We start from the raw sequence: 22125 nt of genomic DNA on the forward strand, positions 1-22125 counted from the left end.
CCTCCTATCTCAGCAATTCATAGCGGGGGCACCCCTCGGCGTCGATAAAGAAGCGGGCGTTGTTGTCCCTAGCTTTCCATCCCGGGGCGGGGGTTTCGACGATACGTCTGTATCCTCCCTCCCCATCGGGGACCCACCTCCACTCTTTCGTTTTGGCGGCACATCGGGGCGGAAGGTAGTAGAGGAGTTTCCCCCCTTCGGCCAGATGCGCGATCTGCTCCCGATCCTTTGCCGACAGCCCCAGGAGATACCCCCGGTTTTCGAGGGTTTCGAGAATCGTTCCGACGGCCTTGCCAAAATCGTAGTCGATTCTCTTTGGATGGGACTCTGTCCAGTAGATATCTTCGCGGCTGCGCTCCTCATCTCGGCTTTCGGGGAAATGTGCGCCGTAGACGACCTTTTTGAGCAGGGCGTTGATCCGGTGCAGGCTCGCCCTGGCCTCCTTCAGGCTTCCGAATCCTCCGGGCTCTCCGATGTTGGCTTCGATACGGAGGGTCTTCGGAGCTGGCCACCGAAGCTGCCACTTGAGAAAGTCGGGTTCCTGTACAGACGCCGCTTCCCCGCCCCCTTTTGGGCAGAGATCGCGATCCTCACCGCTGCATTCACACCGCTCCTCTCCCGTGAGTTTGCGAACGAAGGCTTCGTCGATCTTTCGGACCAGCTTCGCGTCCCCGGATTCGGGAGGAAGCTGGCAGGCATGAAAAACATCCCAACTGCCCATACACTCTTTGCGCTCGAAAAATCGGCTCAGATCCACCTGCGAACCCACTTTCGTGACCACTCTTTCCGGAGGGGGCGCCACGAGCACGATCTGTGCGATGTTCTCTTGGCTCTTTCCGATTTCGAGCCTGCGCGCCCCTGCCCTTTTTCTCAACCTCTCCACCTCTTCGGCGGGCGGTGTTTTCAGAGTGACGCCCGCTCTGTTCAGCTCGATGGCGAGGGTGTCCGGCATCGGCGGGCAGGCGAAGAGCCACCCGGCCAACGTCAGCAGGAGTGCCAGAGCTTTCATGGCGCTACTTCACGATCCGTATCTCCACCCGTCGGTTCTTCGCGCGGCCCGCTTCGGTGGCGTTGTCGGCGATCGGGTCGGCTTTGCCCTTTCCGACGATCTCGAAAAGCTTCGAATCGACCTTTTCGCAGTAGATCAGATAGTCCGCCACCGACTGGGCCCGCTGCAGGGAGAGTTTCAGGTTGTAGGCATCCGATCCTACGTTGTCGGTGTAACCGGTGACGATCAGCTTTTTGGCCGGATTTTCACGGATGATGTCGCCCACTACGCTCAGCGCCTCTTTGGCTTCGGGCTTGAGGATGAACTCGTTGAAACCGAAGAGCACCTTCTCCGGTACCGTCAGTTTCATCCCCTCTTTTGTCTTTTTGACGCCGATGCCCAGCTTTTCGGGGGTGGGCTTGGCCTCTTTTTTGGTATATCTGGCGACACGGATATTTGAAAGAAGCGCGCCGTAGGCCGGCATGTCCCAAAAGACGAATTCGAAGCCGTGGGCTTTAGCCTGAAAGGGGATCGAGGCCAGCCTCTTGCCATCGACGAAGACGCGGTACTGATGGCGCCGAACCTGAAGGGCAAAGTGAAGCTTTTTGACGCTTGGGTGCCGCACATCCATCAGCTTGCCCACCTGGCCGAACTGGATGCGGTCGCCATAGAAGGTGAGATCGTAGGGTTCGTCGATATGCGGATGGGCCTCCCTGTCCCACTCTTTTTCGCTTTTACCCTGGGTCAAGAGGCGCATTTTCACTTTGGGATTGATCCCCTTTTTGCTTTCAGGGTTGAGGAGCAGGTCGTACTCGATCGAAAAGTCGTTGCCGCCGAGGGCCAGCTTTTTCCAGAGCCGCATGCCGTTGTCGGTGGAGGGAGCGATCCAGATATGGTCGTCGAATTTGACGCATTCGACCGCCTTTTCGAACTTGTCGAAGCCCTCGGGAAACTCCCCCACCGGGCAGTCGCGGAAATCGGTCTCGAAGAGTACCTTGTCGCCGGGTTCGAACTTGGTGTACTTCGTCTTTCCCGTCACCAGGCCGCCGGCCACGAGCAGCACCGGCAGCAGGAGCATCCATGAAAACGCGGCGATCTTTCTCATCTTTCACCTCCTTTTTAGCTTGTGAGGCTAATGAAACTTTAGTCCTCGATTTTAAAAATTATACCACGTTTTTTTTCGTCGTTTTGTGACCTGGTACACACTTTAATATCTCATATCGCAATACAATCCATATCGAAAGAGTGAGCCATGAAGGGGAGGCACGAGGAACGACAGCGCCACTCCGATTCAGGTGCAGGGGCTCTGAGGCGCTAAAGGCGCTTTTCGAGCCACTTGCAGAGGAACCAGACGGCGTAGAGGTGGTGTTTGAAGCGCCCCTTTTTCGACTTTTCGACCATGAAGCGCAGGCTCGAATCGTCGAAGAGTTTCATCATCGCGTTCACGCGGTCGATGACGGCAAGCTCGCCGCTTGCGTGAAGCCACTCGATAAAGGGGTAGGAGAACCCCTTCTTTCTCCTCTCGACGATCTCGTTGGGCAGGTAGCGCTTCGCTACCTCTTTGAGCAGCCATTTTGGCCGCTCTCCCATGCGCCACGCAGGATCGCATGAAAAGAGCGCCTTTACCAGCATCCGGTCCATGAAGGGGCTGCGGGCCTCGATGCCGTGGGCCATGCTGACACGGTCGAGTTTTTTCAAGAAAACCTCTCCAAGCTGCACCTTGATGTCGATGTAGCTGTACCATTGCGAGCCTACCGCATCGCCGAAGCGTTCGATGTAGTGCGCGATCCATGTCAACGACCGATCGTCTTTGACATTCTGTTTCAAAAGGCGGTTTTGCTGCAGATCGGTGAAGAGTTCGGCCGAAGAGCGAAAGAGCACGGAATCGTCGAAGATACGTTTGTACCACTCCCACTCCCGGTTGGGGCTGTAGTGGGCGCGGAAGTAGTTGCGCAGCCAGTTTTTGAACTTCAAGTCACGGGCCCTCTCGATGTCGGCCATCTCGTAATAGGGGCGGTAGCCGAAGAAGAGCTCGTCCGCCCCGTCGCCGCTGAGAACGACTTTGACACCCGCTTTTTGGATCTTTCGGCTCAGAAACCAGAGCGGCACCGCCGCCGGGTCGCCGAGCGGTTCGTCCAGATGCGCCGCCAGCGCGTCCGCGCAGGAGAGGAAATCTTCCATTCCCATTTCGTAAGCGTGATGGTCGCTGCCGATACGCTTCGCCACCATCTCGGCATACCTGCGCTCGTCATACTTTTCATACCCTTTGTAACCGACGGTAAAGGTAGGCAGCGGTTTGGCCAGTCTGCGCTGCGCCATCGCCGCTACGAGCGAACTGTCGATCCCGCCGCTGAGCAGCGCGCCCAGTGGAGCGTCGCTCACCAGGCGGTAGCGGACGGATTCATCGATCAGCGCTTCGAGCCGGTCGAATCCGATACTGCCACTGCCGGGATCTACGGGCAGCACCTCCTCGACGGTTACATCGATCTCTCCCTTCTCGTATCGCAGATACCCGCCGGGTTCGAGTTGGGAAATCTGTGGAAAGAAGGTATATGGCGAAATGAACGATTGATAGGAAAGGTAAGAAGGGATCCGGTCGCGGGACCATCGGATTTGGGGAAACATGGAACGGATCGCCTTTATTTCGGAAGCGAAGAGGAAAGTCTCTCCGATTTTGGCGTAGTAGAGAGGCTTTTTGCCGAAGGGGTCGCGAAAGAGGTGGAGGACCCCGTCGCGCCAGAAAGCGGCGGCGTACATCCCGCGCAGACGCTCCGGCATCTTTTCGCCCCACGCCAAAAAGGCGCGCCCCAGCACTTCCGTGTCGCTTCGGGTACCGAAACGGCTACCCAGCTTCTCGCGAAGCTCGCGGTAGTTGTAGATCTCGCCGTTGAAAAGCACCGTCGTGCCGCCGACGCGCATCGGCTGGTCGGCCTCGGGAAGCGGGTCGATGACGGCGAGACGGTGGTGGGCCAGAAAGAGGCCCGGTTCGGCGACGATGCCGCTGCCGTCGGGCCCCCGATGGGCGAATGTCGAAAAAGCCCTGCGGGCCGCCTTTTCGTCGTAGGGGCCGACGATGCCGAAGATCGCGCACATGCTCTAATCCGAACGCTTTTTCAATCCCGTCGAGACGATTTGTCGCATCGCCTCCTCATCCGCGTAACGAACGCAACGGATCGATGCTTCGATATACTCCCGGGGTGTAAAAAAACTGTAATCGATGAGGTGGTATCCGTTGTACGTGGCGATGAGGTCGAAAAAAAGTCTTGTAATACGGCCATTGAGTTCATAAAAAGGGTGCAGGGCGATCAGTTCGCATTTGAAGTACGCCAATTCTCGGGCGAAATCGTCTCGTGTAAAAGATTGGCAGTTTGTGAGATATTTTTTCATTTTCAATTCCGAAAAAATACGTTGCGATTCGCTTGCAACGTAAAGACCCCGACAAAACAACGAATCACCCTTTGCCATGTCGAATGTACGATACTCCCCGGCCCACTCGTAGAGAGGGGAAAACGTTCTGTAATGTAGTGATTTGAAATAATTTTCGTCGAATTGCGTGGTTTCATCGAGTTCGGAGATAAATGTCTCGTAAGCTTCGTAAAGAAGTTCGCTTTCCAACGCATGGATGGTTTCGGAATCCTCAATGCCCAGTTTATTGACGGGAACATCGGTACCCGGGTAGTAGATGGGGCTATCGCTTAGCCGATACTTTGACATGGACTCTTTTTTTAAGGGCGCGAACGATGCGGCACACTTTCTCTTTCGGGGGTTTGTATCCCTCTATCGTCTGCGAGATCGTGACAGCACGTCTGATTTCGGACTTTTCGATCGTTTTCATGGCTCTATATTACCATGAATCGATGCGAACTGTAAAATCCCCCTCCAGGTAACCCTCGTAGAGCGTCACCCTCCCGAAAGGGCGGCACGCCTTTTCGATTTCGCGGGGGAGCCAGTGGTTGAAGGTACCATCGCGCTCTTTGCCTTCGAGCAGGTTGAAGACGATGCCCCGGTTGGCGGCATCGAGGCAGCGTTTGATCGCCAGCAGCGTCTCGAAACGGGTCAGCAGGTTGAAGCTGCCGCTGGCGAGATACCAGTCGGCTTCGGGAAGCGGGTCTTTGAGCATGTTCCGACGCAGAATGTTTCGCCCCGTGCGCTTCCTGGCCTCTTCGACCATCACGTCGAGCATATCGATACCGATGTAGCGCTTCGGCAAAAGACTCTTTTCCCGCATATGGAGATAGAGGTCGCCGAAACCGCAGCCGGCATCGACGACGGTTCTGTTTCGGATATCTTTTATCTGCTTGAGCAGCATCGTAAAACGCCTTCTTTGGCGCATTTCGTCGCTCCATGCGACGCCTCTGGCATTGAAGCCGTGTCTTTCGATGGAACGGATATAGAAGAGAGACTGGTCGATACGTGCCATAATGACCTACAAAAAGAGGGATTTCAAGAATTTTATCGAAAAGAAGGAAAAAAAGAGCTTTCCGAAGCCCGAAAAGGCTCCGGAAGAAAAACGACTACTGAAGGAGTCGCAGCACGTTCTGCTGAACGGCGTTCGCCTGTGAAAGGGCGTAGGAACCGCTCTGAGCGAGAATGTTGTATTTCGCGAAGCGTGCGGACTCTTCGGCGAAGTCGACGTCGCGGATCTGGCTTTCGGCTGCGGTCACGTTGACCTGGGTGACGGAGATGTTACGGATCGTCGATTCGAGCTGGTTCTGGACCGAACCGAGGTCAGAGCGGGTCGCATCAAGTTCCTTCAATGCAGCGTCGGTAATGACAATGGCCATTTCGGCACCTATACGTGAAAGAACATTAACATCGTCCAAGCTCGTATCGTTGGCTTCGGGGGTGAAGCCTCCTGCCGTAAATCCAAAAGTTGCCGGATCGTTTCCGCCTACCACAACTTTTTCGTCACTGACGATACTCACAGTACCTTTGTTGGAACTGTTGTGAATTCCTTCTTGACCAGATGCAAAGCTGTATGTAGCAGCGGCTGATCCTGCGATATTTATATCGGCACCGGTGTTTGATACAAGAGTGATAATACCACCGTTTGTTCCGTCTGCGATCGAGGAATTTTCCAAACCATCAATCGCTTGAATTGCGGCAATCAGCTCGTCTGCAGCGCTTCCCGCCACTGAAGAACCATATGTACCGGCCATGTCGTGCCCATTGATGATCAATGCACCTTCGGCGATCGTTACTGCACCTGTATCAGTTGTAAGCAATCCGTTTGCCGCATCATTAGTTCCTGTTACGGTTGTTGTGGAATCCGTCAAACCTGTTGCAGCTGTTGTAGCTGTTCCACCGAGATCGATACTAATGTTTCGACCATCTTCAGCAACGAGTTTGATTTTACCGTTGGCAAGTTCCGCTTTAACACCTGTCAAATGGCTTACATCGTTGATCGCTTTCGCGAATGCACCATCACTGTCATTGGCAGTAATAGTGACTTCACCGATATTGATACCGTTAATTTTGACATAGTCGGTGTCTCCGTCAAGCGTAACACCGCCAATAGCTCCACCTTGTACTTCCGTTTTGGCGGTCGCGAGCAATCCAGTCTCGTCGGAAATGGCTGCAGCAACGCTTTTTGCACTTAAAAGGTCATTAGGATTTTTTTGATTAAGGGCAGTTGTGACATCTATACCGTTGATAGTGAGCTCGCCTTGATTAATCACATAGCCTTTTGAAGTTTCTGTTACATTGTCCGTACCATTAACCATCGATGTGGTACTGATATCATTTCCAGAAACACTTGTGATTTCTCCCACTTCCGTTGTCCTTACAGAAGAGACACTTAAACTGACAGTTTCACCGGCATATGCACCAATGTGAAATTTTTTGTCAGTATATGTGCCATCCAACAGTTTCAGACCATTGAACGACGTAGTTTTGGCAATGTTGTCCGCCTCTTCGAGGAGCCGGTTGATGTCGCGCTGGATTGCCTGGCGAGAGTCGGCGTTCTGGCCGTCGGAGGCAGCCTGGATCGCTTTGGTGCGGACCGTGTTGATGATGTTGATGTACTCGTCCAGCGCCCCGTCCGCGGTCTGGACGACACCGATACCGTCGTTGGCGTTTCGGATGGCCTGTCCGAGACCCTGCGCCTGTGCGCGGAGCGAGTCGGCGATCGCCATGCCCGAGGCGTCGTCCGCGGCTTTGTTGATGCGAAGTCCGGAACTCAAACGCTCAAGTGACGTATTGAGGTTTTTGTTCGTCATAAGTGCATTGCGATGTGCATTCATCGCACCGATGTTTGTGTTGATTCGAAATCCCATGATTTCCTCCTTGGTTGATTTGGGTAAAGAGCGTCCTTGCTCTTACATAACCAGATCGGACATATGGAAAAATTGTTTAGGGAGCCGCTTCGAAAAAATGGAAACGGCAAGAAATTATGGAAAAATCGCGGCTATTTTTTGGCGGCGGCGAGCTGGGCGTCGATCATCGACTGCAGGGACTGGAAAGAGGAGTTGAGCTTCCCGATCAGCGCGTCGTAGGCGGCGAAACGCTTCGCCATCACCTCATATTTGGCCTCGATGGAGGCGAGGGCCCGGTCGCGGCGCTCCTCCAGACTCTTTTGGCGCTCTTTGAATTGGGTATCGAGGTTGGAGAGTAGTGAATCGCGGCCCACTGCCGCATCGTCGAGGTAGTTTTTGAGGTTCAGGAAGATACCGGAGCGCTCGTCGCTCCCCGCGAAAGTCTCCTGAACGCTCTCGGTCTCTTTTTCAAGCGAAGAGACCAACTTTTCCTTGTCGAGACTCATGATCCCGTCTCGAGTGACGTCGATGCCGAAATCGGCCAATCCTTTGCCATTGGGTGCCACGCCCAGTGCGATACGGGTGATGGAGAGTTTGAGCGAAGTGATGGTGCTGTCGCCCTGGAAGATGCCGGCCGTTTTGTTTTCGGCGTCGTATTTCGTGTCGGTATCCAGCGTGCCGATGAGTTCGTTGTACTGGTCGACGAAAAATTGTACTCGGTCCGCGATGCCTTCGTTGTCCTGTGTGATGGAAAGATGGTTGGCACTCGTGCCTTCGCTTTTTAGCTCGAGGGTCAGGCCGACGACCAGGTCGTCGACGGTGTTGGAAGAGCGGACGATGTCGACGCCGTTGAAAGTGAACAGGGCGTCGCGTGCGTCCTGGACGTTGGCTTCGGGAGCCGTGAGGTTCAAAAAATCGTCGTCGGCCGTGTTGGGGTCGCCGTCGTCGAAGGAGAAGCTCATCGCCTGGTCGGCACCGGTTTCGGCGGTTTTGAGGATAAGGCGGTAGGGGTCGGTACCGCCCGTGTTGAGCAGCGTGGCTTCCACGCTGCCGCCCATCTTTTCGTTGATCAGCTCTTTGAGGTCTTTGAGGGTCGTGTTCGCGGCCACGGTGAAAGTGGTTGCCTGGCCGTCGATGGTGATGGTCATGTCGGTGTCGACAGTGGTGACCACCGCGCTGTCGGAGGCGAAACCTTTGGTCTGCTTGATGTCGGCTCTGGCGAGCTCTTTGACGGTGATGTCGATCTCCTGGGCTTTGGTGCCGTCCTCCACTTCCACCTCGATGTTGTCTCCCGTGACGTGGACGGTACGTTTGGCGAAGAGTACGGGGTCGGAGAGGTCGAAGAGAGAGCTTTTCAGCGATGCGGTCATCGTGATGATTTTAGCGAGTTCCGTCTCTTTGCTTTTGACCGTTTCGATCTGCCCGTCGAGGGGTTTGATCTGGGCGTCTTCGTCGACTTTGCGCAGTTTGTCTATAATATCGTAGCTGAGTGCGCCGCCGCTTCCCAACCCGAGGGAACTGAGCGCTCCGAAATCTGCCATGGTTCAATCCTTTGATTGGCTTATCTGCTCCTATATCGGTTATTTCTTAAAATAGTTTAAGATGGCATTATGTTAGAATTGCAGCCATCGAATTTTTTTATCTACCATATTATATAGGAAACAACATTGAAAAACCTCATCATCGTCGAGTCGCCGGCCAAAGCGCGCACCATCAAAAATTTTCTGGGGAAAGATTACGAAGTGATCGCCTCCAAGGGGCACATTCGCGACCTTCCCAAACACAGCTTCGGCATCAAGATCGAAGATGACAGGTTCGAACCGCAGTATCGGGTGGACAAGGACCACAGTGCCATCGTCAAGCAGATCAAGGATCTGGCCAAAAAGAGCGACCAGGTCTACATCGCGACGGACGAGGACCGCGAAGGGGAGGCGATCGGCTACCATATCGCCAAGGCGATCGGCAAAGACCCGGAAGCGCTGCCGCGCATCGTCTTTCACGAAATCACCAAGAGCGCCATCCAGCACGCGCTGGAAAACCCGCGCAAAATCGACATGGACCAGGTCAACGCCCAGCAGGCGCGCCGGCTTCTCGACCGCATCGTCGGCTACAAGCTCTCGCCTCTGTTGGCTTCCAAAATACAAAAAGGGCTGAGCGCCGGGCGCGTCCAGTCGGCGGCACTGAAGATCGTCGTCGACCGCGAACGGGAAATCCAGGCGTTCAAACCGGTCGAGTACTGGAGCGTCGATGCCGTTTTCAGACCGGAAATCGAAGCGGGGCTTGTCGAATACAGGGGCAAGAAGATCGAAAAAATGACGATCGGCGACGAGAAAGAGGCGCGTGAAATCGAAGCGACGCTGAAGGGCGAAACCTACCGCGTCAAAAGCATCGAGAAGCGACAGCGCAAGAGCTCGACACCGCCGCCATTCATGACGTCGACGCTGCAGCAAAGCGCTTCGGGGCGCCTCAGTTTCTCGCCCAAAAAGACGATGATGATCGCACAGAAGCTTTATGAAGGCGTCAAGACCGATCAGGGACAGATGGGGGTCATCACCTACATGCGTACCGACAGCCTCAACATCGCCAAAGAGGCGCGCGACGCGGCACGCGAGACCATTTTGAAAACCTACGGGGAGAAATACCTGCCGCCCAAGCCGAAGATCTACAGTTCCAAAGCCAAAGGCGCGCAGGAGGCGCACGAAGCGATCCGCCCGACGCGTCTCGACTTCACACCCCAGATCGCGGCGAAGTACCTGGCACCCGACGAACTGAAACTCTATAAACTCATCTACAACCGCTTTCTCGCCAGCCAGATGGCCGACGCGATTCTCGAGTCGCAAACCATCCTCTTCGCCTCCGAACACGGCGTCTTCAAGGCAACGGGCCGGAAACTGCTCTTCGACGGTTTCTACCGTGTCATGGGCTACGACGACAGGGACAAACTGCTCCCCGAACTGAAAGAGGGCGAAGAGGTGCCATTGGAGAAACTGACGGCCAACCAGCACTTCACCGAACCGCCGCCACGCTACACGGAAGCCAGCCTCATCAAAAAACTCGAATCCCTCGGCATCGGCCGTCCGAGTACCTACGCACCGACCATCTCGCTGCTGGTTTCGCGCGAATACCTCAAGATCGAAAAGCGGCAGCTGATCCCGACCCCGATCGCCTTCACCGTCATCGAAATTCTCGAGAAACACTTCCCGGAAATCGTCGACTCCAATTTTACCGCCGAGATGGAGGAGAAACTCGACGAAGTGGCCGAGAAGAAGGTCGACTGGCAAAAACTTCTGCTCGATTTCTACCAACCCTTCATCGAAAAGGTCGAAAAGGGGAAAAAAGAGATCAAGAGCCTCAAAAAGGCCGAACCCATCGGACGTGAATGTCCCGAATGCGGGAGTGAACTGCTGCTTCGAAGCGGCCGTTACGGTGACTTCATCGCCTGCAGCAACTACCCCAAATGCCGCTATACCGAAGCGATCGAGAAGGAGGGTGAAGAGAAACCCACACCGCAGACGACGGATGAAGTGTGCGACAAGTGCGGTGCACCGATGGTCATCAAGAGCGGCCGGCGCGGAGCGTTTCTCGCCTGCAGCGCGTACCCCAAATGCAAAAACACCAAACCGCTCGAAAAGCCCAAGACACTCGAGGTCAAGTGTCCCGAATGCGGCGGCGAACTGCTCGAGCGCAACTCGCGCCGCGGCAAATTCTTCGGCTGCAGCAACTACCCGAAGTGCACCTTCGTAAGCAAGTTCGAGCCGACCGAGAAGAAATGCCCCGAGTGTGGCTACCCGATGGCACGGCGTACCTTCCGCGGCAAAGAGGTTTATGAGTGCATCAAGTGCAAACACCGGGAGGATGCCGAGCCGGCATCCTGATGTTGGATTTTGGATGATTTTAGGGATCTTGTCCGACACGCATAAAAAAGTGGGCCGCGCCAAAAAAGCGATCGATATGCTTTTGGAAAACGGTGCGGAGTATCTCATCCATGCCGGCGACATCGGGAAAGAGGAGGTATTGGCCTATATGGAGAGCACACGCGTCCCCTACACGGCGGTACTGGGCAACAACGACCGCAAACTTGTCCCGTTGAAGGAGCGCTACCACCTCTTTACGGAGCCGCACTACTTCTGCATCGGCGACTTGAACGTCAAACTGATGCACCACCCCTGGTTCCTGAGCCCCGATGCCGATCTGATCGTCTTCGGCCACACCCACAAGTTTTCTCTGGAGTGCCGTACGGCAGGCCAGCTTTTTCTCAACCCGGGTGAAGTGTGTGCCCGAAACAAGCCGGTCAGCGAAGCGGTGCTTCTCAAGGTTCTCAAAGATGCATGGGAAGTGACCCACTGCCAAAGACGCATCAAAGAAACAACTTGGCACTATAACAAAAAAATATGTGAAAGAGTCGTCGAACATGTCTAAAAAAGTATTTTTGTGCGCCATCAGCAACATCTCCAGCGGCCACTGCCTCGAAGATTGCAAATTTTGCACCCAGAGCGTCAAGTACGGTGCGAAAATCGAGCGCTTCTACCACAAACCGATCGATACGATCGTCGAAGAGGCGAAGCTGGCCAAAGCACGCCAGGCGATCGGGTTTTGTCTCGTCACCGCCGGCAAAGGGATCGACGAAAAGACGTTGCGCTTTGTCTGCGAAGCGGCAGAAGCGGTCAAAAAAGAGGTCGAAGATCTCAATCTCATCGCCTGCAACGGCACGGCGAACACCGAACAGCTTCGCACCCTGAAAGATCACGGCATCGACAGCTACAACCACAATCTCGAGACGTCGGAGCGGTTCTATCCGCAGATCTGCACGACCCACGGATGGAAAGAGCGCTTTGAAACGTGTGAAAACGTCAAGAAGGTGGGGCTCAAACTCTGTACCGGCGGTATTTTCGGCCTGGGCGAAAGCATGGATGACCGCCTGTCGATGCTCGAGTCGATCGCTTCACTCGATCCGGAGTCGGTTCCGATCAACTTCTACCACCCAAACGTCGCGCTGCCGCTCGAAGGGAGGACCCTTCCGATGGAGGAAGCGCTCAAAATGATCGAAACGGCCCGCAGGATGCTGGGCGATCGCCGCATCATGGTGGCCGGCGGTCGTGAAATCACTTTCGGCGACGAAGATTACAGAATCTTCGAAGCGGGTGCCAACGCCATCGTCATCGGAAACTACCTCACCACGCAAGGAAAAGACCCGATGCGCGACCACGCCATGCTTCAAAAGCACGGCTACGAGATAGCAGCAAGTTGCAATGACAAGTGACGTCATCATCATCGTCACGCTCTCTCTGCTCATCTGGGTGGCGCCGTTCATCGCGAAACTGATCAAACTTCCGACCACCCCCGTCGAAATCATGCTCGGCTCCGCCGCCGGGGCGATCGGCCTTTTCGGGCACGGCCACAACGAGCTCTTCGATCTGGTCGCGGAGTTCGGCTTTCTCTATCTGATGTTCGTCGCGGGACTCGAGGTCAACGTCAAAAAACTGCTCAAAACCGATACGAAGATCCTCAAGACCGGATTCGTCTATCTTGGCATTCTCTATGCCCTCTCGACGCTCATCGCCTACCAGCTCGGCATGAGTTTCGTCTTCATGGTGATCTTCCCACTCATTTCGGTCGGGCTCATCGCCGCACTCTCCAAAGAGTACGGCAAAGAGAGGCCTTGGATCAAACTCTCGCTCACCATCGGCATCCTCGGCGAGCTGGTCAGTATCATCGTCCTCACACTCGCGAGTGCTGGGATTCAGTACGGCGTCGGCCTGGAGTTTTTCACGAAAATCACGACGCTCGCGCTTTTTATCGGAGCGTTGGCGCTTCTGTACTACCTGCTGCACCTGCTATTTTGGTGGTATCCCGAGATCCGAAACGTCATGATGCCCTACTTCGACACCAAGGAGCAGGATATCCGTCTCAGTATGGCGACGCTCTTCATCATGCTCGCCATCATGATCTACCTGGGGCTCGAGACGGCGTTCGGTGCCTTCATCGCAGGCGTTTTCATCGCCACGTTCTTTTCGCACAAAGAGGATCTGGAGACCAAACTGTCGAGTTTCGGCTTCGGCTTTTTGATCCCGATCTTCTTCATTCATGTCGGAAGCTCTCTTCCGATTGCCGCACTGGAAAAAGAGGGGCTCATTCTGTTGGCTTTCATCATCGCCGGCATCATGCTTTTCGTGCGGCTGCTGGCCTCCTTCGCGTTCATCCGTTACTGTGGTGTCAAAAATTCGGTCCTTATCGGGCTTTCTCACGCCATGCCGCTGACGCTGCTCATCGCCGTGGCGACGTTGGCATATCACGCCAAAAGTATCGATCAGTTCAACTATGAAGCGTTCGTTCTGGCGAGTCTTCTGGAGGTGATCATCGCGATGGTGGGCATCAAACTTTTGACGCGTGATGCCCCTGACGAAGAGTGCCGTCTGACGACATGATCTTCTCCACGATCTCACCGGCCGGACGGTCGGCGTCGACGGTAATCTGAGCCTGCGCTTCGTAGATCTTCTCACGTCTTTCAAAAAGCCTCTTCGCCTCTGCGAGATCATGAAACAGAGGGCGTTTCGCCCGTTCTTCGGGAGATATGCGTTCCAGAATCTTCTCGAAGGGCAGTTTCAGATAGACGACGACGCCGATATCGTGTAAGCGCTCCACGACAAGCGGCATACCGCCGCCGGTGGAGATGATGCTTCCCCGTACACATTCGGCCATCCAGCGTGCACTCTCTCGCTCGAGTTCCCTGAAATAAGCCTCCCCTTCCTCATTGAAAATCGATGCGATGGCCCGCCCCTGTGCCGACTCGATAAGAGCGTCGGCATCGAGGAAGTAGCGGCCGCTCTTTTGGGCCAGCAAACGCCCCACCGTGCTCTTTCCCGAACCCATAAATCCGATGAGAACGATATTTTCAGCGCACGTCGAGGAGGTAGCCATCGTCCGTTTTTTCAATGCTGTATCTGTAAGGGGCGTCGAAGGTCACCACCACACGGTAGTAACCGTTGTGGTTGCCGATGTCCATCGCGCGAAACGGTGGAGTCTTCAGTGGAATATGTTTGGTGAGAAAGCCCGCTTCTCTCTTGAAGTCGATGGCGACTTTAAATGGATGCGTCAAGTGAAAGGAGCGGATTTTCCTGTCTTTGGTAATGATATGAATCCGCTTTTCGGCAACTTCGAGCGAAAGAAACGGCAAAGGGCGGTACGTCGATGAGGGCTCGATTTTTTTGTGGGTTCTCTTCGTTTGGGGCTTTCGACTCGAGACTTTCGGTGTTCCCCGAGCGCTCCCACCCTCCTGCACCACCACAATCGGTTTATGCCAATCGATCGACCGGTCGACCGCGACGATCTCTTTCTTGATCGATCCGTCGATGGATTGGTAATAGAAGGCGACCGATGTCAAAATCCTCGCGTCACGTGGAAGCTTCACTTTGACCGTTTCAAACGGGGGGACTTTCTTCACCTGATTGGAGGTGACCGGAAGTACCGTACTGTCGATAACAGGTTTGAACGGGTTTTCCCTTGCAAAGAGCGACAATATTCCCAGACAAAGTATGAAAAGACTTCTCATGATTCCGGCTCCAGCTGTTTCAGCTCAAAATACTCTTTTTGCAGAGCCGCATTTTGGGCCTTGAGGGTTTTGATGTGGGTTTCGTAGGTCGCACGCTGCTCTTCCAGCCCCAGTAGTACCGTCAGGGAGTTGGGGCCGAAAAGCAAAATCCCGGCATAGATGCCGAGTGCGATCACCGCGGCGAGCGCGACGGCGATCCGTTGAAGAGGCAGACCGAAAAGTGCGGCAGGCGCACGCTCCTCGGTCGGTACGACCTCGATTTCGGACATTATCCGAAGATCTCTCGGCCAAGGTATTCGAAGTAGCCGAGCTCACGCTCGATGGCGAGAAGGCGGTTGTACTTCGCGATACGCTCGCTGCGCGCCGTCGATCCGGTTTTGATCTGGCCGGTGTTGAGCGCGACGGCGAAATCGGCGATGAAACTGTCTTCACTCTCCCCGCTTCGGTGGCTCATGACACAGGTGTAGCCGTTGCGCTGCGCGAGGCGGACCGTCTGCATCGTTTCGGAAACCGAACCGATCTGGTTCGGCTTGATCAGGATCGAGTTGGCGATTCCTTTGCTGATCCCTTCATTCAGGATGGAAGCGTTGGTGACGAAAAGATCGTCACCGACGAGCTGAACTTTGCAGCCCAGACGCTCGGTCAGCACTTTCCACCCGTCCCAGTCATCTTCGCTCAGACCGTCTTCGATGCTGACGATCGGATACTTCGCGATGAGCTCTTCGTAATATTCGACGAGCTCTTCGCTGCTGAGCGTCCTGTTTTCGCTCTCGAGTCGGTAACCACCTTCGGCGACCAGCTCGCTACTGGCGACGTCGAGTGCGATCGCGATCTGCTCGCCCGGCTTGTAGCCCGCCTTTTCGATCGCCTGCATGATCACCTGGATCGGCTCCTCGTTGCTGGAGAGGTTCGGCGCGAAACCGCCCTCGTCACCCAGTGCAGTGCTATGGCCTGTCTCGTGAAGGATCTTTTTGAGATTGTGGTAGACCTCGGCACTTGCACGGAGCGCTTCGGAAAACTCGTCGAAACCGGTCGGCATGATCATGTATTCCTGGAAGTCGACGCTGTTGTCGGCATGGCTTCCGCCATTGATGATGTTGAGCATCGGCGTCGGCATAACCAGCGCATTGGCGCCACCGAGGTAGCGGTAGAGCGCCATATTGAGGCTCTTTGCCGCCGCACGCGCGACCGCCATCGAAACACCCAGTACCGCATTGGCGCCGAGATTACCGTAATTGTCGGTCCCGTCGATCTCTTTCATGATCGCATCGACTTCGCTCTGATTGTACGGGCTGAGACCGATCAGTTCATCGGCGATTTTGATGTTGACGTTTTCGCACGCGGTCAACACCCCTTTGCCCATATAGCGGTCTCCTCCGTCACGCAGCTCGAGCGCTTCGCGTTTTCCGGTGCTCGCACCACTTGGAACGATCGCATCGGCGCTTGTTCCGTCGCTCAGGCGCACCGTCGCGCGTACCGTCGGGTTCCCCCTACTGTCCATGACCTCGTCGGCTCTGATATCGTCAATAAAAACCATCGTAATTACTCCTCTCCAGCTGATTTAATCTCTTCTTCGCTCATTTCGAGCATCTTGCTCCCGATACCGAGCGCCTGCTTGATCTCCTCTTCGATCTGTTCCGCAAGCTCCCGGTTCTCTTTGAGTGTCTGTTTGGCGTTTTCGCGTCCCTGGCCCAGCTTCGTCTCTTTGTAACTGAACCACGAACCGCTTTTATCGATAATGTCGAGTTTCACACCGTAATCGATGATCTCGCCCTCTTTGCTGATCCCCTCGCCGAACATGATGTCGAACTCGGCGATCCTGAACGGAGGCGCCACCTTGTTTTTGACCACTTTGGCCTTGACGCGGTTTCCGATCTGGTTTTCACCCTGTTTCAGCGTCGCGATACGGCGCACGTCGACACGAACGGAAGCGTAGAACTTCAGGGCGTTACCGCCGGTCGTCGTCTCCGGGCTTCCATACCCCATCGTACCGATCTTCATACGGATCTGGTTGATGAAGATGACCGTCGTCTCCATTTTGTGGAGCACGCCTGTCAGTTTTCGAAGCGCCTGGCTCATCAGACGTGCCTGCAAGCCGACGTGGGTATCGCCCATGTCACCCTCGATCTCGGCCTTGGGTGTCAGCGCCGCGACCGAGTCGACGACGATGACGTCGACCGCACCGCTTCGTGCGATCGTCTCGACGATATCGAGCGCCTGCTCCCCGAAGTCGGGCTGGCTCACCAACAGGTTTTCGACATCGACTCCCAAGTTCTTCGCGTAGCGCACGTCAAGCGCATGTTCCGCGTCTATGAAGGCACATATACTGTTGTTTTTCTGCGCCTCGGAGATAATCTGCAGCGCCAGTGTCGTCTTACCGGAACTCTCCGGCCCGTAGATTTCGATGATACGCCCGCGCGGCACGCCGCCGATACCGAGTGCCATATCGAGCCCCAGAGAACCGGTGCTGATCGCTTCGATCGGTTCGATCTCCTTGTCGCCGAGGCGAACGAGCGCCCCTTTGCCGAACGCCTTGTCGATCTGTTTGATCGCGACGTCCAACGCTTTCTGTTTATTCGGATCGATGTCCATAAATACCTCACGTAAATTTGAAATTAGAGATATTTTAACACTATTTCGATAAAATCAAGCAAAAACTGAATCAGTGGGAAGTGAGAAGCAAGAAGTGGTAAACAGTCAGCCGCAAGAAGATTCGATCCAGAGTCCAAAATCGAGAACCCAAAATCCCATCACCATCGCACACTCGCCCGATGCGGACGATATCTTCATGTACTACGCTGTCAAGTTCGGATGGGTTTCGACACCGGCACCGTTCGAAAATATCGCACTCGACATCGAAACACTCAACGAAGCGGCGATCGCGGGCACCTACGACGTCACGGCGATCAGCTTCGCGCTCTACCCGAAAATCCGTGACGACTTCGCGCTCCTTCGCACCGCCGTGAGTTTCGGCGAGGGGTACGGCCCAAAGCTCATCAAACCCAAAGGGAAACGACTGCGCCGAAACTTCAAAGTGGCACTCAGCGGCCGCCACACGACCAATGCGATGCTCTTTCGCATCGCCTACCCCGAAGCGCGTATCGTCTACAAAAACTTTCTGGAGATCGAAAAGGCGGTACTCGAGGGTGAAGTGGACGCCGGCGTACTGATCCACGAAAGTATCCTCGATTTCGACGAAAGCCTCGAAGTGGAACGCGAAATCTGGGATATCTGGCAGGAACTCGCAGGCAAAACGCTGCCGCTGCCGCTCGGGGGCATGGCTCTGCGCCGCTCCATTCCGCTGACGCGTGCCATCGCCGTCGAAAAGGCACTGATCAAAGCGGTCGACGTCGCCAACACCCACCGCGGCCTTCTGGCGAAAATGCTTCTGGAACGCGATCTCGTACGCATCGACGCCCCCACGCTCGACAGATACCTCGACCTCTACGCCAACGACAAATCGGTGACGATGGACGAAACCCAGCTCGAAGCCCTCGACCGCCTCTTTCGGATCGGCTACGACCACGGATTCTACGAATGCCCGATCCACGCCGAAGATTTCATGATTCCGCATGAATATTTGGAAGCGAGAAACTCATGATGGAAATGGGGAATTGAAAATGGTAAAAAGGAGCGGAGCGACTTTTCCTGAATTCTCCATTTTCCATTTTCCATTTTCCATTCGCTCCTTCGTGGAAGGAGCGTAACGTGGAAGCCCAATTCATCGCTCTCGGGGTCGAAACGCTCAAGGTCGCCCTTATTCTCTCACTGCCGATGTTGCTCGCAGGTCTCATCGCCGGACTGGCCATCAGCATTTTCCAGGCGACGACCCAGATCAACGAGATGACGCTCAGTTTCATTCCGAAAATCATCATCGTCGCACTCGTCATGATCATCACGATGCCGTGGATGATGAATACGATGATCGACTTCACGACCCGCCTCTTCGATATGATCAAGGATTTCGCCTTTTGAGAAAACGGCAGATCGACTTCTCGAAATTCTCAAGCATCAAGATCGGTCCAACCGTCGATGTCGCCGTCCTTGAAAAAGGGGACAACCCACCCGAAGACCACACCCTTGTCGGTCATGCCAACAACCTCCTGGTGGGCCCGACCCCACCCCCGCTGATGATGCTCGGAAAAGATTTCGACTACCTTCGAATCGAAGGTGAACGATTGATCATAGGTGCCGCCACGCCGACGGGGAAAATTCTCTCGTTTTGCAAAAAGCACGATATCGGGGGCTTCGAGTATGTCGCGAAACTTCCAGGCACACTGGGCGGAATGCTGGCGATGAACGCCGGGGTCAAATCGCATGAAACCTTCGACACTCTCGTGGAGATCTCGACAAACGAGGGAACGTTCCCAAAAACGGCGATAGCGCACGGTTACCGCTTCGCGAAGCTGCCGGGTGTCGCCTACGAAGCGTCGTTCCTCTTCAAAAAAGGGTTCGATACCGCACTGGCCGAGGAGCTGCTTCGGCTGAGGAACAATCAGCCGAAAGAGCCGAGTGCCGGAAGCGCTTTCAAAAATCCGCCGGGCGATTATGCCGGACGGCTCATCGAAGCGGCCGGCCTCAAAGGGTACCGCATCGGAAATATGGCCTGGAGCGGTATGCACGCCAACTTTCTCGTCAATCTCGGCGGCGGCACCTTCGACGAAGCGATGGAGTTGATAACACTCGCCCAAAGCCGTGTCGCCTCCATTTTCGGCATTACCCTCGAACTCGAACTCAAAATAATTAATAACTCTCATTAAACATTTTTATTTCATAAATTCTTCTGATTTGTTATATAATTCCTCAAAATTTTTATCAGAAGGATGACTTATGCCACGGAAAATATCCTGGTTTACAGGCGGCATTTTGATGGCGCTGCTGATTCTCTTTACCTTTTCGATCTGGGGCGCCGACCGACCAATCGGTGCTTCGACCTACGTTCCCTACTTTGCAAGCATCATCTTCGGACTTGATCCCGAGCAGTATGAGTATGTTGCGGAAGTGGAAAAAGCGGGGGCATGGGAAGGTGTCATGCTCATCGGTGCCTTTCTCGGTGGTCTCTTCATGTCGATTTTCGTCACCAAAACCTTCCGGTTCAGCGTCCTCCCGGCGCTGTGGAAAGAGCGTAAAAACCATTCGGTCGCGTCCCGTCTTTTCTGGAGTTTCACCGCCGGCTTCATCATGATCGTCGGTGCGCGCCTGGCGGGTGGATGCACCAGCGGTCACTTTCTCTCCGGTGCCAGCCAGATCGCCGTAAGCGGTCTGATCTTCGGCGGTATCACGATGGCGACGGTGATCATCACCGGCCGGCTCTTCTATAAAAGAAAGGGAGCGTGACCATGATCGATCGATTTGTCCATATGTTCGAAATCGTCGCACAGGAGGGGCACGGCAATGTCTGGCTGGTCCTTTTCATCGGCTTCGTCTTCGGCGCGATCATCCAGTGGTCGCGTGTCGACAAGTTCGAAAAGATCGCCGGATTTGCGATGCTCGAGGATATGACGGTGCCGAAACTTCTCTTTTTCGCCATCGGCTTGGCGAGTATCGGTCTCTATTTCATGATAGAAGCGGGATACGCCCACTACCATGTCAAACCGATCATGCTCGGGGGTATCGTTATCGGCGCCGTTCTTTTCGGTATCGCGATGGCGATTTTCGGAAAGTGCCCCGGAACCGGCCCCATCTCGGTGGCGGAAGGGCGCATCGACGTTCTCGTGGGAGCGATCGGCGGAATATTCGGCGGCCTCTTTTTCACGATGGCGTACCCATGGCTCAAACAGATCATGGGCCCGGACTACGGCGAACTGACCCTCCCCGAACTTTTCCACGGGCATGAATCGACGGTCGTGCTTCTTTATGGCATTGCCCTCATCGCTGTCGCTTTTCTGATTCCCAACATCGAGTATCTCGATCCGGAAGATCACGAAGAGAAAGCGGAAATTTAACCCTTTCAAACCAACTCGATACCACACTTTGCTATAATGACCTCCTTACAAGGAGGTCACCATGCAGATCAAAACCCACGGAATTCACATCGAACTGATGCAGGTCGACGATAGCGCCTATGTCGAGTTCAAACTTATCGGAAAACTGACACATGAAGATTACGAGACCTTTGTGCCCTTTATCGAAAGTGCCGTCCGGAACCTTCCGCCAAAGCGTCTCAATATCCTCATCGATATGACCCATTTCGAAGGATGGACGCTCGAAGCGGCATGGGACGACTTCAGATTCGGACTCGAACTCCGGAAAGATATCAACAAAATGGCGGTTGTCGGCGATAAAACATGGGAAGCGCTCTTCGCCAAAATGGCCGACTGGCTCATCGCAGGGAAAGCGAAATTTTTCCACTCTGCCGAGGAGGCGCGCACTTGGCTGATGCAGAGTTGAATCTCAGCGAAAAGATCGCGAAGCAGATCGCACAGATCGTGAAAGAGAGTGTCGAGATCGATATCGAAGTGATGCAGTTTCTGAAAGAGGATTTCGAAGAGATACGAGAAATCGCGAAACGAGAGAATATTTCGTCGAAGAATCTGCTTCTTCAGATTCTGGAGGGGGTCAAGAAAGGATTGATCGAAAGCGGAAAGATTACCGTGGAGGAGATCAAAAAGATTCTGGAACAGTCCGAAAAAGAGCTTCACGATCTGGAAAACCGAAAGAAAAAGCCTGAAAAATCGGCATAAAAAAAGGAGAGCCAAAAAGCTCTCCTTCCCATTCCCCCGAATGTAGCAGCTGTTGAAGCTTACTTGCTCGCAGCGGCTTTTGCAGCTTCGAGTGCTTCTTCGTATTCCGGCTCTTCTGTAATTTCAGGAACCAGTTGCTTATAGACGATCGTACCGTCTTTGTCGACAACGAAGATCGCACGTGCAGTTACGCCTGCAAGCGGGCCTTCAGCGATAAGTACGCCGTAAGCGTTCGCGAAATCTTTGTTACGGAAGTCAGAAGCGACCGTCAGGTTTTCGATACCTTCAGCAGAGCAGAAACGTCCTGCAGCGAACGGAAGGTCCATAGAGATAACAGTCGTATCGACACCTTCGATTTCAGCAGCTTTCTCGTTGAATTTGCGTGTTTCAGCCGCACATACCGGCGTATCGAGCGAAGGAACGACAACGAGAAGTTGAACTTTGTCCTGTGCACCGCCGACTTTTTTGTCTGCAAGACCTTCCGCGTTTACAACGGTTACTTCCGGAGCTTTGTCTCCAACGTTTACTTCGTTACCAGCCAGTTTGACTTCGTTACCTTTGAGCTTAGTAGTTGCCATAGGATTTTCCTTTTTATAATGTTTTGATTAACATGTTTGATTCGCATTTGCATGCGGTTGATGGTATTGTACA

General features: G+C 54.4%; 25 protein-coding genes. 11 read left to right on the top strand and 14 right to left on the bottom strand.

The window, feature by feature from the left end; all coding sequences use genetic code 11:
• Positions 1–4: 4 nt before the first annotated feature.
• From QUD54_RS05870 to fliD, 8 genes are all read right to left on the bottom strand, one after another.
• Positions 5–1009 carry a hypothetical protein gene (locus QUD54_RS05870; protein WP_286336010.1) on the bottom strand — a complete coding sequence of 335 codons (1005 nt, stop codon included), beginning with the start codon at positions 1007–1009 and terminating at the stop codon, positions 5–7.
• Positions 1010–1013: 4 nt separating this feature from the next.
• Positions 1014–2093: an OmpA family protein gene (locus QUD54_RS05875; RefSeq protein WP_286336011.1), complete on the bottom strand. Its 1080-nt coding sequence runs from the start codon at positions 2091–2093 to the stop codon at positions 1014–1016.
• 209 nt (positions 2094–2302) lie between these two features.
• Positions 2303–4081, bottom strand: coding sequence for an asparagine synthase (glutamine-hydrolyzing) (asnB, locus tag QUD54_RS05880; protein ID WP_286336012.1), 1779 nt, complete (start codon positions 4079–4081; stop codon positions 2303–2305).
• Positions 4082–4084: 3 nt separating this feature from the next.
• A complete protein-coding gene (locus tag QUD54_RS05885) occupies positions 4085–4702 on the bottom strand; it encodes a Fic/DOC family protein (protein WP_286336013.1) in 618 nt (205 codons plus the stop codon).
• On the bottom strand, positions 4677–4823 hold the full coding sequence (locus QUD54_RS05890; RefSeq protein WP_286336014.1) for a hypothetical protein: 147 nt from the start codon (positions 4821–4823) through the stop codon (positions 4677–4679). The genes QUD54_RS05885 and QUD54_RS05890 overlap by 26 nt, the downstream gene beginning before the upstream one ends.
• A gap of 9 nt (positions 4824–4832) precedes the next feature.
• Entirely contained in the window at positions 4833–5408 is a 576-nt protein-coding gene (locus tag QUD54_RS05895; protein WP_286336015.1) for a class I SAM-dependent methyltransferase, read from the bottom strand.
• 94 nt (positions 5409–5502) lie between these two features.
• Positions 5503–7263 (bottom strand): flagellin N-terminal helical domain-containing protein, encoded by a 1761-nt coding sequence (locus tag QUD54_RS12085; RefSeq protein WP_286336016.1) that lies wholly within the window; start codon positions 7261–7263, stop codon positions 5503–5505.
• A gap of 131 nt (positions 7264–7394) precedes the next feature.
• Positions 7395–8783: a flagellar filament capping protein FliD gene (gene fliD, locus QUD54_RS05905; RefSeq protein ID WP_286336017.1), complete on the bottom strand. Its 1389-nt coding sequence runs from the start codon at positions 8781–8783 to the stop codon at positions 7395–7397.
• 126 nt (positions 8784–8909) lie between these two features.
• On the opposite strand from fliD, the gene topA reads away from it, so the two are divergent.
• Genes topA through QUD54_RS05925 form a run of 4 tightly spaced genes read left to right on the top strand, consistent with a single transcriptional unit; the run spans position 8910 to position 13667 of the window.
• Positions 8910–11117 carry a type I DNA topoisomerase gene (topA, locus tag QUD54_RS05910; protein WP_286335907.1) on the top strand — a complete coding sequence of 736 codons (2208 nt, stop codon included), beginning with the start codon at positions 8910–8912 and terminating at the stop codon, positions 11115–11117.
• 13 nt (positions 11118–11130) lie between these two features.
• On the top strand, positions 11131–11661 hold the full coding sequence (locus tag QUD54_RS05915) for a YfcE family phosphodiesterase (protein WP_286335908.1): 531 nt from the start codon (positions 11131–11133) through the stop codon (positions 11659–11661).
• Positions 11654–12502 carry a biotin synthase gene (locus tag QUD54_RS05920; protein WP_286335909.1) on the top strand — a complete coding sequence of 283 codons (849 nt, stop codon included), beginning with the start codon at positions 11654–11656 and terminating at the stop codon, positions 12500–12502. The genes QUD54_RS05915 and QUD54_RS05920 overlap by 8 nt, the downstream gene beginning before the upstream one ends.
• Complete coding sequence (locus QUD54_RS05925) at positions 12492–13667, top strand: cation:proton antiporter (protein ID WP_286335910.1); 1176 nt, start codon at positions 12492–12494, stop codon at positions 13665–13667. Before QUD54_RS05920 ends, QUD54_RS05925 begins: the two co-directional genes overlap by 11 nt.
• Here the strand turns inward: QUD54_RS05925 and QUD54_RS05930 are convergent.
• Genes QUD54_RS05930 through recA form a run of 5 tightly spaced genes read right to left on the bottom strand, consistent with a single transcriptional unit; the run spans position 13615 to position 17383 of the window.
• Positions 13615–14160, bottom strand: coding sequence for a shikimate kinase (locus QUD54_RS05930; RefSeq protein ID WP_286335911.1), 546 nt, complete (start codon positions 14158–14160; stop codon positions 13615–13617). The two genes, QUD54_RS05925 and QUD54_RS05930, sit on opposite strands and share 53 nt — an antisense overlap.
• A complete protein-coding gene (locus QUD54_RS05935; RefSeq protein WP_286335912.1) occupies positions 14135–14791 on the bottom strand; it encodes an AMIN domain-containing protein in 657 nt (218 codons plus the stop codon). Before QUD54_RS05935 ends, QUD54_RS05930 begins: the two co-directional genes overlap by 26 nt.
• On the bottom strand, positions 14788–15060 hold the full coding sequence (locus QUD54_RS05940) for a hypothetical protein (protein WP_286335913.1): 273 nt from the start codon (positions 15058–15060) through the stop codon (positions 14788–14790). The genes QUD54_RS05935 and QUD54_RS05940 overlap by 4 nt, the downstream gene beginning before the upstream one ends.
• Positions 15060–16328 carry a phosphopyruvate hydratase gene (eno, locus tag QUD54_RS05945; protein ID WP_286335914.1) on the bottom strand — a complete coding sequence of 423 codons (1269 nt, stop codon included), beginning with the start codon at positions 16326–16328 and terminating at the stop codon, positions 15060–15062. The genes QUD54_RS05940 and eno overlap by 1 nt, the downstream gene beginning before the upstream one ends.
• Positions 16329–16333: 5 nt before the next feature.
• On the bottom strand, positions 16334–17383 hold the full coding sequence (gene recA, locus QUD54_RS05950; RefSeq protein ID WP_286335915.1) for a recombinase RecA: 1050 nt from the start codon (positions 17381–17383) through the stop codon (positions 16334–16336).
• Positions 17384–17579: 196 nt separating this feature from the next.
• On the opposite strand from recA, the gene QUD54_RS05955 reads away from it, so the two are divergent.
• The 7 genes from QUD54_RS05955 to QUD54_RS05985 all read left to right on the top strand — a co-directional run bounded on the left by QUD54_RS05955 (position 17580) and on the right by QUD54_RS05985 (position 21474).
• Complete coding sequence (locus QUD54_RS05955; RefSeq protein WP_286338021.1) at positions 17580–18392, top strand: menaquinone biosynthesis family protein; 813 nt, start codon at positions 17580–17582, stop codon at positions 18390–18392.
• A gap of 107 nt (positions 18393–18499) precedes the next feature.
• Positions 18500–18766: a flagellar biosynthesis protein FliQ gene (gene fliQ / locus QUD54_RS05960; protein ID WP_286335916.1), complete on the top strand. Its 267-nt coding sequence runs from the start codon at positions 18500–18502 to the stop codon at positions 18764–18766.
• Complete coding sequence (locus QUD54_RS05965; protein ID WP_286335917.1) at positions 18763–19551, top strand: UDP-N-acetylmuramate dehydrogenase; 789 nt, start codon at positions 18763–18765, stop codon at positions 19549–19551. The genes fliQ and QUD54_RS05965 overlap by 4 nt, the downstream gene beginning before the upstream one ends.
• A gap of 70 nt (positions 19552–19621) precedes the next feature.
• Positions 19622–20128: a YeeE/YedE thiosulfate transporter family protein gene (locus tag QUD54_RS05970; RefSeq protein ID WP_286335918.1), complete on the top strand. Its 507-nt coding sequence runs from the start codon at positions 19622–19624 to the stop codon at positions 20126–20128.
• A gap of 2 nt (positions 20129–20130) precedes the next feature.
• Positions 20131–20736 (top strand): YeeE/YedE thiosulfate transporter family protein, encoded by a 606-nt coding sequence (locus QUD54_RS05975; RefSeq protein ID WP_286335919.1) that lies wholly within the window; start codon positions 20131–20133, stop codon positions 20734–20736.
• A gap of 61 nt (positions 20737–20797) precedes the next feature.
• Positions 20798–21181 carry a SpoIIAA family protein gene (locus QUD54_RS05980; protein ID WP_286335920.1) on the top strand — a complete coding sequence of 128 codons (384 nt, stop codon included), beginning with the start codon at positions 20798–20800 and terminating at the stop codon, positions 21179–21181.
• A complete protein-coding gene (locus tag QUD54_RS05985; protein WP_286335921.1) occupies positions 21163–21474 on the top strand; it encodes a hypothetical protein in 312 nt (103 codons plus the stop codon). Before QUD54_RS05980 ends, QUD54_RS05985 begins: the two co-directional genes overlap by 19 nt.
• Positions 21475–21533: 59 nt before the next feature.
• Here QUD54_RS05985 and tpx read toward each other — a convergent pair whose 3' ends face one another.
• Positions 21534–22052 (bottom strand): thiol peroxidase, encoded by a 519-nt coding sequence (gene tpx / locus QUD54_RS05990; RefSeq protein ID WP_286335922.1) that lies wholly within the window; start codon positions 22050–22052, stop codon positions 21534–21536.
• Positions 22053–22125: the final 73 nt, after the last annotated feature.

It is taken from the genome of Hydrogenimonas cancrithermarum, assembly GCF_030296055.1.
Taxonomy (GTDB): domain Bacteria; phylum Campylobacterota; class Campylobacteria; order Campylobacterales; family Hydrogenimonadaceae; genus Hydrogenimonas; species Hydrogenimonas cancrithermarum.